The organism is Salinimonas sediminis (assembly GCF_003429285.1).
In the GTDB taxonomy this organism is placed as follows: Bacteria; Pseudomonadota; Gammaproteobacteria; order Enterobacterales; family Alteromonadaceae; genus Alteromonas; species Alteromonas indica.
Genome location: NZ_CP031769.1, coordinates 4193607 through 4207669 on the forward strand (window position 1 = coordinate 4193607; position 14063 = coordinate 4207669).

Genomic DNA, 14063 nt, shown 5'->3' on the forward strand with positions numbered 1-14063 from the left:
CATGCATGTGTCTGCAAAAAATTCAATCAAACTGGCTGCCTGCCTGCTCACCGGTATGCTAACCAGCCTGCCTGCTTTGGGTTGGGGACAGACCGGCCACCGTGTAACCGGTGCGATTGCCCAGCGCTATTTAAGCCCGAATGCCGCGTCGGCTATTGCAGAATTATTGCCGAACGAAACCCTGGCTGAAGCCTCGACCTATGCCGATGAAATGCGCTCTAATCCAGCGCCCTACTGGCAAAAGACCAGCCCGCCCTTTCATTATGTCACGGTACCTAAAGGTAAACATTATCATCAGGTAGGCGCGCCGGAAGAAGGTGACGCGGTAACCGCATTGGCGGCGTTTACTGACACCCTCAAAAGCCCGCAGGCCAGCCGCCAGGACAAACAGCTTGCGCTACGTTTTGTGGTCCACATTATAGGCGATTTGCATCAGCCGCTGCATGCCGGTAACGGTACCGATCGTGGCGGTAACGACTTGAAAGTACGTTTTTTCTGGGAAGATTCAAACCTGCACCGGGTATGGGATAGCCAGATGCTGGCGCAACGTGAATTGTCGTTTACAGAATGGACTGACTGGCTAGACGCCAAAATAACCGCCGACCAAATCAGTCAGTGGAGTAGTACTGATCCGCAGACCTGGATAGCCGAAAGCACTAAGTTGCGAGATAAAGTCTACCCCGAAGATGCTAACGATATGTCTTACGATTATTTGTACGCGCACCTGCCACAGGCAAAAACCCGCTTACAACAGGCAGGTATCAGACTGGCGCAATACCTAAATAGTGTATTCGCGCCAGCTCAGGTAACGCCGCAACCGGCGCAGGCAACACCGCAAAAAGTGCCGCCGAAAAATAAGAAGCCCGCAAAGCAGCCGAAAGAAACAAAATCGGCTACCGCTTTGCCAGACCCCCAGTCTTAGTCAAGATCCAGAGGTTCGGGCGATAATATTACGCCGGTGCTGTCGGCATACAGGTGATCTTCTGGCAGGAAGGTCACCCCGGCAAAGTTCACCGGTACATCCACATCGCCAATACTCTCACTGTCAGCATTTACCGGAATGGTTGCCACCGCCATAATACCAAGGTCAAAATCACTTAACGTGTCGACATCCCGCACGCTGCCGTAACACACAATGCCTTCCCAATCGTTATCGATAGCCAGCTGTGCTGACGTTGCATCGATTAACGCGCGACGTGACGAGCCGCCGCCATCAATTAATAGCACTTTGCCGCTACCCGGCTGTGCCAGCACCCGGTCAATCAGACCTCTGTCCTCATAGCACTTCACCGTGGTAATAGCGCCACCAAAAGAATAGCGACCACCGTAGCTGGCAAAAATAGGATCGACAACGTCGACGCTGTCGGCAAATAAATCGCAGAGTTCAGAGGTGTTATAGTCCATCGTAAAGCCTTCTCATGGTTGACTCGAAATTGTCCGGGATGTCGAACTCGGTAATAACCCATCCATGACGGATTACACGCGCGACTAGCATAGCATTATTTAGCGCAATTCAAACGGGGCTTTTAACGCAATTTTCTGCTGTCCACGATTGATTTTTCCGGTTAATTCGCCGGGCCTTGTCATAAAGATTTCTTTTTTCTGTCACCCCAGGGTCATAGAGGTTTCGTAGCCTTACAATTACTCAACCGCCGGGGGGCAAGGCTATGCTTTTCAAATCCTTGACCAAGTACGACACCGATTTGTTTTACTTGTTGCACCGTAAGACACTCAAGCGCGACTGCCGCAGTATTATCTGGCTTTCAAAAACCGGCGACGGTTATCTGTATTTTGTTATTGGCATGTTGCTGTGGGGCTTTGAACAGGAACATGGAGAATTATTTTTGTATACCGCCCTTATGGCGTACGCATTAGAACTGCCTGTTTACGTCATCTTGAAAAAAATGGTCAAACGGCCCCGCCCCTGCGATTTACCCGGGCAAATGACAGCCCATGTTACCCCTTCTGATAAGTTCAGCTTACCGTCCGGCCATACTGCCGCAGCGTGTCTTATGGCCAGTATTGTGGCGCACTTTTACCCCACCTTCGCCATTGCGGCTTATAGCTGGGCTGCGCTTATTGGGTTGTCACGGGTCCTGTTGGGGGTGCACTACCCTACCGATGTGCTGGCCGGTGCACTTTTGGGTATTACCATTGCTTCACTGAGTTTATCTCTATTAGGATAATATGAAAATATTGTACGGTGTTCAGGGCACCGGAAATGGGCATATAGCCCGCGCCCGCATTATGGCTGCCGCCTTAAAAAATCGTAGTGACATAGACGTGGATTTTATATTTAGCGGCCGGGAGGCAGATAAATATTTTGATATGGAAGTGTTCGGTGAATATCAAACCCGTAAAGGCCTTACCTTTACCACCCGGCATGGCAGAGTCGACAAATGGGCCACGCTACGACAAAACCATATTCCGCAGTTTCTAGCGGATGTAAAACACCTCGATACTGCCGGTTATGACCTGCTTATAAACGATTTTGAGCCGGTCACCGCCTGGGCCGCCAAGCGTGCCGGATTACCTTCTATTTCTATTTCCCACCAGGCTGCTTTTGGCTTTGCTGTACCTAAAACCGGCGATAACATTATGGACCGGATGTTATTACGCTATTTTGCCCCTACCGATGTACAGCTTGGAGTGCACTGGTTCCACTTTAATCAGCCGATTGTGCCGCCCTTTGTCTGCGAAAAACCGCTCAGATCCCCCGGCAAGAACCATGTGCTGGTGTATTTACCCTTTGAAGAAATCAATGATATACAGCAATTGTTAGAACCATTAAGTGAGCAACAATTTGTGTGCTATCACCCGGCTATTTCCGCGCCGTTAAGCCACGGTCACATTCAGTGGTATCCGCCGTCAAAAGCAGGCTTTCAAAAAGCGCTGCAACATAGTACCGGGGTAATTGCCAATGGTGGCTTTGAGCTATCCAGCGAAGCGTTACAGTTAGGTAAAAAGTTACTAATCAAACCCCTGCATGGGCAGTTTGAGCAACTGTCTAACGTTCTTACCCTGAGCCGACTGGACTTATGCCAGACTCTGTTTCAGCTGGATACCGACATAGTCGAAGAGTGGTTAGCCGCGCCGGAAAACGAACCCATTGAATTTCCCGACGACCCCGGGGTATTGATAGACTGGCTACAACGCGGTGATTTTAAAGATACCAAAGGCTTGTGTGATGCACTGTGGGCACGGGTCAAATATGGCGACAAAACCCGCGAAAAACTATTGTCTCTTGCAATTTAAATCGGCAATGCGATGATATCGGCACATTAAGCTATTCCCGACGGGACTGACGTGCTAAAAAAACCCTGTTTACTCCTTATTTTTGTGTTGTCTTCAGCCTTGCTATCTGCCTGCGGCTATCGGGGCGATTTGTATCTTCCAGACGAGGCGCAATCCAATCAGACAGAAGCACAGGACAGCACACCCGCTAACGCTGCTAAAGGCCGAGATTAATGGATTACTTCGTTTATCGCGACAATCATCTTTTTGCTGAAGACGTTGCAGTGGCAGAGATTGCCGCCCAACACCATACCCCTGTTTATATTTATTCGCGCGCAACCCTGGAGCGTCATTGGCGTGCTTTTGACGATGCGCTGGGCAGCCATCCTCACCTTATCTGCTATGCGGTAAAAGCCAACTCCAATATTGGTGTACTTAGCGTACTGGCAAAGTTGGGCTCGGGCTTTGACATTGTCTCTGCTGGCGAGCTGGCCAGGGTTATCGAAGCTGGCGGCGATCCGGCGAAGGTTGTATTTTCCGGCGTGGGCAAAAAGCATGCAGAAATCCGTTACGCGTTGGAACAGGGCATCATGTGCTTTAACGTGGAGTCTGAACCAGAGCTGCACCGTATCAATGAGGTAGCTGCCACCCTGGGAGTGCAGGCGCCGATATCATTGCGCATCAATCCGGATGTCGATGCCAAAACCCACCCGTACATTTCTACCGGGCTAAAAGCCAATAAATTTGGTATTGCTCGGGAGCGTGCGCTGGCAACCTATGAACTGGCTGCGGGTTTATCCAACCTCAATATTATTGGTATGGATTGTCATATCGGCTCCCAGCTTACCGATATCGACCCGTTTGTAGATGCCCTTGACCGGTTATTGGTGCTAATTGATGAACTGGCCGCTAAAGGGATTCATATTCATCATCTGGATGTAGGCGGCGGTCTGGGGGTAACCTATGATAAAGAATCGCCCCCACATCCTAAAGAATATGCTGCCGCCCTGGCCCAACGCCTTACCGGCCGCGACGCACTAAAGCTTATTTTAGAGCCAGGCCGCGCGATTGCAGCCAACGCCGGAATTATGGTCACCCAGGTTGAATTTATTAAAGAGGGTGAAGAAAAGCACTTTGCCATCGTTGATGCTGCGATGAACGATCTGATTCGTCCGGCGTTGTATAGCGCCTGGCAAAATATCATCCGGGTGGATACGCAGACCCAGGCGACGCCCCGGGTTTACGATATTGTAGGGCCTATCTGCGAAACCGGCGATTTTATTGGTCGCGATCGTGAATTGGCGGTAGCGCCAGGCGATTTACTGGCAGTGAGAAGCGCCGGCGCTTATGGTTTTGTAATGGCCTCCAACTATAATAGCCGGTGCCGCCCGGCGGAGATTATGGTCGATAAAAATCAGGTTATCGTGGTACGTGAGCGAGAAAATCAAAAAGATCTCTGGAAAGGCGAGTATAAACTTCCGTAAACTAGAGGCCATAACACACAGGCAGTAAAGCGGTAAATGCAAATTCAATTTTCCAAAATGCACGGACTGGGCAATGACTTCATGGTAGTGGACAACGTTACCCAGAATGTCTATTTTTCTCAGGACAAAATTCAGCAGCTGGCTGACAGGCACTTTGGAATTGGTTTCGACCAGCTACTTATGGTCGAACCTCCTTACGACCCTGACCAGGATTTCCACTACCGCATATTCAATGCTGATGGAACGGAAGTGAACCAGTGTGGTAACGGGGCTCGCTGCTTTGCTCGTTTTGTTAAACTGAAAGGCCTGATTAACCGAAATAAAATACTGGTTAGTACCAAAGCCGGAAAAATGGTGCTATACCTTGAGAAAGACGGTCAGGTTACGGTTAATATGGGTAAGCCTGAATTTGAGCCCGCACAAATTCCATTAAAAGCCAATAAACAGGAAAAAACCTACCTTATCCGGGAGGGTAATCATACCCTGTTTTATGGCGCGGTCTCGATGGGCAACCCCCATTGTGTGCTGGAAGTAGACGATGTCGATACCGCCGAGGTAGAGACCATTGGGCCACTGTTAGAAAAACATGAGCGTTTTCCTGAAGGGGTAAATGTTGGCTTTATGCAAATTATCGATCCTACTCATATTAAACTGCGTGTGTTTGAGCGTGGCGTAGGAGAAACGATGGCCTGCGGCAGTGGGGCTTGTGGCGCCGTAGCTATTGGCCAGATTCAGGAAAAGCTGGGCAAAGACGTGAAAGTAGAGTTACCAGGCGGTAATTTACGCATTCGCTGGCAGGGGCCAGGATCAGTATTAAAAATGACCGGACCGGCGGAACATATTTATGACGGACAACTGAATATATGAATGATGTGTCAGGGAAGGCTAATTCTACACTAAAGCTCACCCCGCAGTATGACGAGGCGAATCCGGTATCAGCTGAAGAGGTCAGCGCTTACCTGTTACAACATCCCGAATTTTTCACTCAACATCCGGAATTACTTGAGCGCCTGAAAATTCCTCATGCGCTCAAGGGCAGCGTATCGCTGGTAGAAATTCAAAGCGAACAACTGCGCAAAAAAGTACGTCAGCAAAATTTCAAACTCAATCAGCTGATTGGTATTGCGCGCCAAAACGAAAAAATATACCGCGTGTATACCGACCTGAATGTGCAGTTGCTTACGTGTAAAAGTGTGCCTGAGATTCAGCTTAAACTGGAAGAAGTACTACAGGAAGAGCTGGATCTGGCCTCTGTCACGCTACGTTTATTTAGTGGCCCCCATGCGTTACCCGAATTACAACGCCGGTTGTTTGTTGAGAAGCGCTTTAAGAACAGTCCTTTTTTCTTTGGCCGGTTGAGTCAACATGAACGTCAGCTACTGTTTGGTGAAGATATCGCCGAGTCGGCTGCGCTTATTTTACTAGGCGACAAACAGGAAATTGGGCTGATAGCAGTGGGGAGTCGCGATCCCAGTCACTTCACCCCGGATATGGACACTTTGTTGTTGAAACAACTACAACAGGTGCTCAATATCGTTATTCCTGATTTACTAAGATACTAATGTCCACCAGCGCGTCACCGGCTGAGCTTACAGATGCCTGCGCCTTTTGGCTGGACAAATTTCTTCTGCATTTACGCATTGAACGGGGGCTATCGCCTCACACCCTTTCCAATTACCACCGTCAATTAACCTATATTGCTACCACGCTATCGTTGGAAGATTGGTCTGGCCTTACCCCGGCTGATGTAAAACGTGTACTGAGCAGTTCGAAGCGGGAGGGCCAGCATGCGCGTAGTATCGCTTTGCGCTTGTCGGCGCTGCGCACCTTTTGCCGATATCTAATTGATCAGGAACAGTTATTCAGTAATCCGGTAGAAGGCATACAAGCGCCTAAACAAGGCCGGCCATTGCCCCGCCAGTTGTCTGTAGAGGATATGCAACATCTGCTCAATAAAGATGAAGACGCACTTCTGGCCATACGCGATAAAGCCATGTTTGAGTTATTATATGGATGTGGGATACGGCTGAGTGAATTAACCGGCCTGAATCTGATGGACTGTCAGGCTGACGGCACGTTAAGGGTGCGGGGTAAAGGCAGTAAAGAGCGGGTATTGCCCATGGGCAAAATGGCCCGCCAAGCCATGTCGCAATGGCTGGCAGTACGTCCACAATTTTGCCAACCAGACGAAAAAGCGGTATTCGTTAGCCAGCAAAAGCGTCGTATTTCTAATCGGCAAGTGGCTAACCGGTTAGAAGTTGCCGCTATTGAACAAGGTCTAGGACGCAAAGTGAGTCCTCACAAACTGCGTCACTCCTTTGCGACTCACGTGTTAGAGTCCAGTGGCGATCTTCGTGCAGTACAGGAATTACTCGGGCACGCTAATTTATCTACCACGCAAGTCTATACTCATCTGGATTTTCAGCATTTAGCCAAAGTCTATGATGCGGCTCATCCCAAAGCCCGGAAAAAAACGTAGTATTGAAGCCGTATGCTTGCGTACAGATTGTATAATTAAAGGAGCCATCATGCGCTTTTACCGTCCGTTAGGGCCTGTTAAGGCTATGACCTTTGACCTAGACGATACCCTATACAACAATGGCCCTGTTATTCGTGCAGCCGAAGTAGCATTAAAGGAATACCTGAGTAAGCACTATCAGCAGGCAGCCTTACTCACCGCCGCGAATTGGCAAAGTATCAAATACCAGCTCATTTCCGACGACCCGCGCCTAGCCAGCGATATGGGGCAATTAAGAATGCGTTCGCTGGAACAGGCATTGGGCAAGGATGTGACCCAACCCGAAGCGCTCAAAGCGGCAGCCCAGGCATGTTTCGACTGTTTTTACACCGCCCGTAGTCAGTTTGGTTTAGCCGAGGACGTTCACCATACGTTAGCAGAACTGGCTACCCGTATCCCCTTACTGGGTATAACTAACGGCAATGTTGATACGCAGGCCACAGGCCTGAGCCGCTACTTCCCCACCGTCTTGCACGCCAGTCTGGAGCGGCCCATGAAGCCTTCACGACATATGTTTGATGAAGCAGTAAGTTTATTGGATGTGCCTGCCGAACAGATTTTACACGTGGGTGATAATTTGGAAAAAGATGTGTATGGCGCGGTGGCCGCTGGCATGCAAAGCGCCTGGTTCGCCTGTAACCGGCCTATGGATATTCGTACTGAGGCAGTGCGGGTGCTCCCTCATGTGGAACTGGCCCGCCTGGATGAATTGCACACTTTACTATAGACCGACAGCGCGCTGATTTGGCCGCTAGCGTGGTTACTCCAGCGTACCGTTGTCTTCTAACACATTTTGTCTCATCGAGTCACAAGGTCGCTGGCAGCAAGGACGCCCTACTACTTTGGCTGGTACGCCTACCACGGTAGTATGGGGTGGCACGTCACTCAATACCACACTGCCCGCTCCCACTTTAGAACCCTCACCAATTTCAATATTGCCGAGAATCTTGGCCCCTGCACCTACTAATACACCCTGGCGCACTTTGGGATGACGATCGCCTGATTCATTACCCGTGCCACCAAGTGTCACGCTTTGCAATAAGGAAACGTAGTCTTCTATTACGGCGGTTTCACCGATAACTATACCAGTGGCATGATCGAACATGACACCTTTACCTATTTGTGCAGCCGGGTGGATATCTACCCCATAGGCTTCAGAATTTCGACTTTGTAAAAATAACGCCAGTTGATGACGGCCTTTTTTCCACAGATAGTTGGCCATTCGATGAACCTGAACGGCCTGGAAACCTTTGAAGTACAGCAAAGGTGTCAGATAGTTGTTCACTGCCGCATCTCGTTCGTGGACAGCTTTAATATCTTCTATTGCTGAATCCACAATAGCGGGCTCTAGCAGGTAGGCCTCGTCAAACACTTCACGAATGGCTAAAGCAGGCATCACATCATCGGCTACTTTATTTGACAGAATGAAGCTCAGCGAAGACTCAAAGTTATGGTGAGTCAAAATGCAGGCATGAATATAACTGGCCAGTAAGGGCTCGTTATTGGCTATCGACTGCGCCTCTTTTTTGAGGTCAAGCCAGAAGTCGGTAGTTTGGTTAAGTACCTGCATAGCATGTTCCTGGTGGTAGCTTCAATGAATGAGCCCATACAGTGGCATTGCTGAGAAAAAATTCAAGGTAAAGGCGAGAAAAAGCGCATGGTCAAGATAAATCGCAATTTGTACCGTTATGCTGTGGTTATTGTTCATCCGGCCGAATGAAGAATTTTTCATACAAAAATTGCGTTGTGCTATGTAAAAGGTGCACGCCTGAGCCCCAAACCGGCACCGCATTCGTGTAGGCCGACCATCTAAAATACGCACTATACCCTATATATCAATGCCTTATAAAAACATGTGGCAAGCAGGTACAGGCTATGCAGGTAACTAAGGGTGCTCGGCTCGAAAGAGCACCTATTAAAGTGTTATAAGGAGAAATGCATGAACAATGATCGCTTCGAAGGTAACTGGAAAGAGATGAAAGGCAAGGTTCAGCAGAAATGGGGCAAACTTACAGATGATGATTTGGATGTCATCGATGGCCGGCGTGAAGAACTAGTCGGCAAAGTTCAGCAGCATTATGGCAAATCCCGCGAAGAAGCTGAGCGTGAAGTAGACGGTTACTTTAACTAGCATTTTGAGGGTGTTGTACCACCGTTGTACAACACCCGCTCTTTCCCCTTTACGTCCCTCTCCAAGATAAATTCCCTACCTGCCCTGTATAAACGCACAGTTCACTGGCATAATTGCGTGGCATAAATCAATGCCCCTTATTTTCTTTTTATCAGATAACAGGTAGCCGCAAATTATGGATGTATCGTTACTGCTCGACAGCTTAAATGACAAACAACGTGAAGCAGTAGCAGCGCCGCTTTCAAACATGCTTGTTCTGGCTGGCGCCGGTAGTGGTAAAACCCGTGTATTGGTTCACCGAATAGCTTGGTTGATGGAAGTGGAAAATATTACGCCATTTTCTATCTTGGCGGTTACTTTCACCAATAAGGCCGCACGCGAAATGCGGGGCAGAATTGAAAGCCTGATGGGGCGCGGGCTCAATAGCATGTGGATTGGTACCTTTCATGGCTTAGCGCACCGCCTGCTACGTTCCCATCATGCCGAGGCTGGGTTACCTGAAAACTTTCAAATTCTGGACTCAGACGATCAGTATCGCCTGGTCCGCCGTATATTGCGCGCTATGAATCTGGATGAGAAACATTGGGCCCCTCGCCAGGTTCAGTGGTACATCAATGGAAATAAAGATGAAGGATTACGCCCTCAGCATATTGAAACCCATGGTGACGCCACCGCCCAAAAAATGCGTGAAATCTACACAGCTTACCAGGAAGCCTGCGACCGTTCCGGGTTAGTCGATTTTGCCGAGCTGTTATTGCGGGCCCATGAGCTGTGGGCAAAAAACCCTGAAGTGCTGGCTCATTACCAGCGCCGCTTTCGGGCGGTATTAGTGGATGAGTTTCAAGATACCAATAACATTCAGTACGCCTGGCTGCGCATGTTATGTAGCGGCAATACCAATAATATTATGATTGTAGGCGACGATGACCAGTCTATTTACGGTTGGCGCGGCGCCAATGTAGATAATATCCATAATTTTTTGAAAGACTTCGGTGACACATCAACTATCCGCCTGGAACAGAATTACCGTTCCACCGGCAATATCCTTAATGCAGCCAATGCGGTTATCGACAATAATTCCGGTCGCTTAGGTAAAGAGCTATGGACCGAAGATAGCGAAGGCGAGCTTATTTCGGTTTATGCGGGCTTCAACGAACTTGATGAAGCCCGCTTTATTGTTTCCCAGATAAAAAGCTGGATAGATGACGGAAATAGCCTGAACGACAGTGCCATTTTATACCGGAATAACGCGCAATCACGGGTATTAGAAGAAGCGTTGCTACATGAGGGTATTGCTTATCGCATTTACGGCGGCCTGCGGTTCTTTGAACGCCAGGAAATAAAAGACGCACTGGGCTATCTGCGTATGCTGAACCACCCGCATGACGATGCTGCTTTTGAACGGGTAGTGAATACCCCAAGCCGGGGCATCGGCGAAAAAACCATAACCCAGGTACGGGCCGCCGCCCGTGAGCAAAATTGTTCACTATGGCAGGCCAGTAACCTGCTGCTTACCGAGAATAGCCTGACGGGGCGGGCGTCTAAGGCGCTACAAGCGTTTACCACGCTGGTCAGTGAACTGGAACAAGCGGTGCATGGATTGCCGTTGGAAGAACAGGCCGACAAAGCCATTCGCCAGTCCGGACTATATGCCATGTATCAGGCCGAGCGCGGTGAAAAAGCCCAGGCCCGCCTGGAAAACCTTGAAGAGCTAGTCACTGCCTGTAAGCAGTTTATCGTGCCCGAAGAAGCCGAAGAAATGACACCTATGAGTGCATTTTTAGCCCACGCCTCGCTTGAAGCCGGAGATACCCAAGCCGACTCTGAGCAGGACGCGGTGCAGATGATGACTATCCACAGTGCGAAAGGCCTGGAGTTTGGGCTGGTCTTTTTAGCTGGGGTGGAAGAAGGCATGTTTCCCTCTCAAATGACCAATGATGAACCAGGGCGTATGGAAGAAGAGCGCCGGCTTTGTTATGTGGGCATGACCCGGGCCATGAAAAAACTGTTCATAACATACGCAGAAAGCCGCAGAGTATACGGTCAGGACAAATTTCATACGGCATCGCGGTTTATTCGCGAAATTCCGGGCGAATATGTTCAGGAAGTACGTCTTAAAAGCCAGATTTCGCGCCCGGTGCATAACCGGTTTAGCCGTATGGCTTCCCATGAAGCCTTTGAAGGTAGCGGCTTTGCCTTAGGTCAGCGGGTTGAGCATCCAAAGTTTGGTGAAGGTGTTGTACTGAATTATGAAGGCTCTGGGGATCATGCCAGGGTGCAGGTTAACTTTGATGACTTCGGTTCAAAATGGCTAGTGATGGCCTATGCTAAACTAAAGGCTAATTGAAGATAGACTGTGTTGTCGCACAATGGCCGGACACTCAACGGTTGGCGGCAGATATGCAAAAGAAAGTTCTGGTAATTGAAGACAGTAGAATGGCAATGAATATTGTTGTCAAACTCATTGAAAAAGCCGGTTTAGAAGCTGTGCCGGCGCAGTCGCTTACCGAAGCCAAACATCTGTTTTCCCACTCTATTCCCGAAGCATTTTTATGTGCGATTGTGGACTATAGCCTGCCCGATGCCGCCAATGGTCAGGCTATCGACTTTTGCCTCGACTGTGTCCTGCCGACCATCGTGGTAACTGGCCGCATGGATTATCAAACTCGCAGCGATGTACTGAGCCGTGAGGTGGTCGACTATATCCCCAAAGAAAATGCACAAACCTATGATTATTTGAGCCGCTTACTGGTGCGCCTTGAACGTAACAAACATATTGGTGTGGTGGTTGCCGGCCAGGATAGGGCCTCGGCCCGACATATGCTGTCGTTGCTGAAACGGCATAATTTTACCACCTACGAAGTAACTAATGCCGCCGATACCCAGCAGCTTCTGCGGGAAAACCGGAATATCAAAATGGTTATCACCGGGGCAGAATTCGACGACCAAAACAGTACCGCCCTGATCGCCAACCTACGGGTTGATTATGCTAAGGAACGCCTGGCCATCATCAGCGTATGTGATAACGACAATGAAATGAATTCCGCGCGTTATATCAAATCCGGGGCCAACGACTTTTTGCTTAAGCCATTTTGCCATGAAGAGTTTTTGTGTCGGATAAGCCAGAATATTGAGCTAATTGAACATGTCGAAGCGCTTACTATGATGGCCAATACCGACTTTTTAACCGGGCTGTTCAACCGCCGCTATTTTTTCGACAAGCTGGGCCCCTTGGTAAGCAATTCCCCCCAGGCGCAGGCGTTGGCCGTTATCGATTTAGATTTTTTCAAGCAAGTTAACGACACTTATGGCCACGACGCCGGCGATGGGGTGCTCTGGAAAACATCTGGCTTACTTAAACAACACTTCAGTGATGCCGTGATCGCCCGGTTCGGGGGGGAAGAGTTCTGTATCTTTCTTCCGCAAACCCCGCCAAAACTGGCATTTAAGCGGTTGGAGAATTTTCGCCGCGAGTTAGCCAGCACCCCCATGGAGATTGGCGCCCACTCGTTGTCAATTAGCACCAGTATTGGTTTGGTTACGCAGCTGTCGGCGGATTTGGGCGAGACGATAAGCCAGGCAGACAAACTGCTGTATCAGGCAAAAAGCCAGGGCCGTAACCGCATTGTCAGCGATATCGTGCTACCTGCTGCCCTATCGCGCGTCGCCTCCTGTTAAGCCAATTTGGCCAGCCGCGCTTTACGCTGGCTGCGATAAGCATTGAGCGAATCGAGGCTAAAAATCAGTAAGGCCATCCATACAAACCCAAAGGTCATCAGGCGACCCGGCGCTAACGGCTCGTTATACAGGTACACCGCCAGTAAAAACATCAGCGACGGCCCGATATACTGAAAAAATCCCAAAGTAGAATACATGATCCGCTTCGCGGCAGCGGTAAAACATAACAAGGGGGCGGTGGTCACAATTCCCGCGGCCAGTAATAAGAGGTTCAGGCTGGTAGGATTACTGGTTAAATCTGCATACTGTGACCCCATTATTACCCAATAGCCAAGGGCCAGCGGCAGTAGCATTAAGGTTTCTAAAAACAGACCCGGCAAGGGATCTACCGCAACTTGTTTACGCAATAGGCCGTAAACGCCAAAAGTAAAGGCCAGGACTAATGCTATCCAGGGCAGTTGCCCATAGCTGAAGATAAGTATACCCACCCCGATCGCGGCCAGTACCACCGCAAATTGTTGTAACGGACGAAGACGTTCGCCCAGAAACAGTCGACCTAAAAATACATTAAACAATGGATTGATATAGTAGCCCAGGCTGGCATCCAGCATATGACCATGGTTAACCGACCAGATGAATAATAGCCAGTTTCCTCCCAGCAACAACCCGGCAATAAACAGGGTAAAAATAACCTTGCGGGAAGTTAAGGCATAACGCACTTTAGGCCATTGTTTAAATGTACCAATTAATACCACCAGCACCACCACTGACCACACCACCCGGTGCATCAGTACTTCCATGGCAGGAATGTGCAGAAGCTGTTTAAAATAAATGGGTGCTATGCCCCACATGGTATACGCGGCGATAGCGCAAATTACGCCAATTTGCGTATTTCGGGCCTGTTCATCTGTGTGCATGCTGGTTGGTCTGTGTTAAGGCTAAGAAAGAGCACGCGCATTATGTTGCCAGTGTGCATCAAGGTGCAAGGATTATACGCTGATCGGTACGGCTGCGCCGA

Annotated in this window: 15 protein-coding genes; 12 read left to right on the plus strand and 3 right to left on the minus strand. The window is 49.3% G+C overall.

What is annotated here, in order from left to right:
- Positions 1-55: 55 nt before the first annotated feature.
- On the plus strand, positions 56-922 hold the full coding sequence (locus D0Y50_RS18380; RefSeq protein WP_170145567.1) for a S1/P1 nuclease: 867 nt from the start codon (positions 56-58) through the stop codon (positions 920-922).
- Here the strand turns inward: D0Y50_RS18380 and rraA are convergent.
- Positions 919-1404, minus strand: coding sequence for a ribonuclease E activity regulator RraA (rraA, locus tag D0Y50_RS18385; RefSeq protein ID WP_108566671.1), 486 nt, complete (start codon positions 1402-1404; stop codon positions 919-921). The genes D0Y50_RS18380 and rraA overlap by 4 nt on opposite strands.
- 263 nt (positions 1405-1667) lie before the next feature.
- Between rraA and D0Y50_RS18390 the strand changes: the two genes are divergently transcribed.
- From D0Y50_RS18390 to D0Y50_RS18425, 8 genes are read left to right on the plus strand one after another with little or no spacing between them, the layout of a single operon-like run.
- On the plus strand, positions 1668-2186 hold the full coding sequence (locus D0Y50_RS18390) for a phosphatase PAP2 family protein (RefSeq protein WP_117318380.1): 519 nt from the start codon (positions 1668-1670) through the stop codon (positions 2184-2186).
- Between the two features lies 1 nt (position 2187).
- A complete protein-coding gene (locus D0Y50_RS18395) occupies positions 2188-3255 on the plus strand; it encodes an MJ1255/VC2487 family glycosyltransferase (RefSeq protein ID WP_117318382.1) in 1068 nt (355 codons plus the stop codon).
- 51 nt (positions 3256-3306) lie between these two features.
- Positions 3307-3468: an LPS translocon maturation chaperone LptM gene (gene lptM, locus D0Y50_RS18400; protein WP_170145550.1), complete on the plus strand. Its 162-nt coding sequence runs from the start codon at positions 3307-3309 to the stop codon at positions 3466-3468.
- Positions 3468-4718, plus strand: a complete 1251-nt coding sequence (lysA, locus tag D0Y50_RS18405) for a diaminopimelate decarboxylase (RefSeq protein WP_108566667.1) — start codon at positions 3468-3470, stop codon at positions 4716-4718. Before lptM ends, lysA begins: the two co-directional genes overlap by 1 nt.
- A gap of 36 nt (positions 4719-4754) precedes the next feature.
- Positions 4755-5585, plus strand: a complete 831-nt coding sequence (dapF, locus tag D0Y50_RS18410; protein WP_117318384.1) for a diaminopimelate epimerase — start codon at positions 4755-4757, stop codon at positions 5583-5585.
- Positions 5582-6280: a DUF484 family protein gene (locus D0Y50_RS18415; RefSeq protein ID WP_108566665.1), complete on the plus strand. Its 699-nt coding sequence runs from the start codon at positions 5582-5584 to the stop codon at positions 6278-6280. Before dapF ends, D0Y50_RS18415 begins: the two co-directional genes overlap by 4 nt.
- Positions 6280-7197: a tyrosine recombinase XerC gene (gene xerC / locus D0Y50_RS18420; RefSeq protein WP_108566664.1), complete on the plus strand. Its 918-nt coding sequence runs from the start codon at positions 6280-6282 to the stop codon at positions 7195-7197. The genes D0Y50_RS18415 and xerC overlap by 1 nt, the downstream gene beginning before the upstream one ends.
- 49 nt (positions 7198-7246) lie before the next feature.
- On the plus strand, positions 7247-7963 hold the full coding sequence (locus D0Y50_RS18425; protein ID WP_108566663.1) for an HAD-IA family hydrolase: 717 nt from the start codon (positions 7247-7249) through the stop codon (positions 7961-7963).
- 33 nt (positions 7964-7996) lie between these two features.
- Here the strand turns inward: D0Y50_RS18425 and cysE are convergent, their stop codons facing one another.
- Complete coding sequence (gene cysE, locus D0Y50_RS18430) at positions 7997-8806, minus strand: serine O-acetyltransferase (protein ID WP_108566662.1); 810 nt, start codon at positions 8804-8806, stop codon at positions 7997-7999.
- A gap of 369 nt (positions 8807-9175) precedes the next feature.
- Between cysE and D0Y50_RS18435 the strand changes: the two genes are divergently transcribed.
- The 3 genes from D0Y50_RS18435 (at position 9176) to D0Y50_RS18445 (ending at position 13045) form a co-directional block, all read left to right on the plus strand.
- Positions 9176-9367 carry a CsbD family protein gene (locus D0Y50_RS18435; RefSeq protein WP_108566661.1) on the plus strand — a complete coding sequence of 64 codons (192 nt, stop codon included), beginning with the start codon at positions 9176-9178 and terminating at the stop codon, positions 9365-9367.
- A 175-nt stretch (positions 9368-9542) separates the two neighbouring features.
- A complete protein-coding gene (gene uvrD, locus D0Y50_RS18440) occupies positions 9543-11714 on the plus strand; it encodes a DNA helicase II (RefSeq protein ID WP_108566660.1) in 2172 nt (723 codons plus the stop codon).
- A gap of 53 nt (positions 11715-11767) precedes the next feature.
- A complete protein-coding gene (locus D0Y50_RS18445) occupies positions 11768-13045 on the plus strand; it encodes a GGDEF domain-containing response regulator (protein ID WP_108566659.1) in 1278 nt (425 codons plus the stop codon).
- On the opposite strand, the gene rarD is transcribed toward D0Y50_RS18445, so the two are convergent.
- The gene (gene rarD, locus D0Y50_RS18450) at positions 13042-13962 is read right to left on the minus strand and encodes an EamA family transporter RarD (RefSeq protein WP_108566658.1); all 921 of its coding nucleotides are present in this window, start codon (positions 13960-13962) and stop codon (positions 13042-13044) included. The two genes, D0Y50_RS18445 and rarD, sit on opposite strands and share 4 nt — an antisense overlap.
- Positions 13963-14063: the final 101 nt, after the last annotated feature.

What these genes read in the sequence shown, in the direction of transcription:
- D0Y50_RS18445 (WP_108566659.1), top strand. Translation starts at nt 11,768, where the DNA reads ATGCAAAAGAAAGTTCTGGTAATTGAAGACAGTAGAATGGCAATGAAT.
- D0Y50_RS18390 (WP_117318380.1), top strand. Translation starts at nt 1,668, where the DNA reads ATGCTTTTCAAATCCTTGACCAAGTACGACACCGATTTGTTTTACTTG.
- lysA (WP_108566667.1), top strand. Translation starts at nt 3,468, where the DNA reads ATGGATTACTTCGTTTATCGCGACAATCATCTTTTTGCTGAAGACGTT.
- D0Y50_RS18435 (WP_108566661.1), top strand. Translation starts at nt 9,176, where the DNA reads ATGAACAATGATCGCTTCGAAGGTAACTGGAAAGAGATGAAAGGCAAG.
- rarD (WP_108566658.1), bottom strand. Translation starts at nt 13,962, where the DNA reads ATGCACACAGATGAACAGGCCCGAAATACGCAAATTGGCGTAATTTGC.
- uvrD (WP_108566660.1), top strand. Translation starts at nt 9,543, where the DNA reads ATGGATGTATCGTTACTGCTCGACAGCTTAAATGACAAACAACGTGAA.
- D0Y50_RS18380 (WP_170145567.1), top strand. Translation starts at nt 56, where the DNA reads ATGCTAACCAGCCTGCCTGCTTTGGGTTGGGGACAGACCGGCCACCGT.
- cysE (WP_108566662.1), bottom strand. Translation starts at nt 8,806, where the DNA reads ATGCAGGTACTTAACCAAACTACCGACTTCTGGCTTGACCTCAAAAAA.
- D0Y50_RS18425 (WP_108566663.1), top strand. Translation starts at nt 7,247, where the DNA reads ATGCGCTTTTACCGTCCGTTAGGGCCTGTTAAGGCTATGACCTTTGAC.
- xerC (WP_108566664.1), top strand. Translation starts at nt 6,280, where the DNA reads ATGTCCACCAGCGCGTCACCGGCTGAGCTTACAGATGCCTGCGCCTTT.
- rraA (WP_108566671.1), bottom strand. Translation starts at nt 1,404, where the DNA reads ATGGACTATAACACCTCTGAACTCTGCGATTTATTTGCCGACAGCGTC.
- D0Y50_RS18395 (WP_117318382.1), top strand. Translation starts at nt 2,188, where the DNA reads ATGAAAATATTGTACGGTGTTCAGGGCACCGGAAATGGGCATATAGCC.
- dapF (WP_117318384.1), top strand. Translation starts at nt 4,755, where the DNA reads ATGCAAATTCAATTTTCCAAAATGCACGGACTGGGCAATGACTTCATG.
- D0Y50_RS18415 (WP_108566665.1), top strand. Translation starts at nt 5,582, where the DNA reads ATGAATGATGTGTCAGGGAAGGCTAATTCTACACTAAAGCTCACCCCG.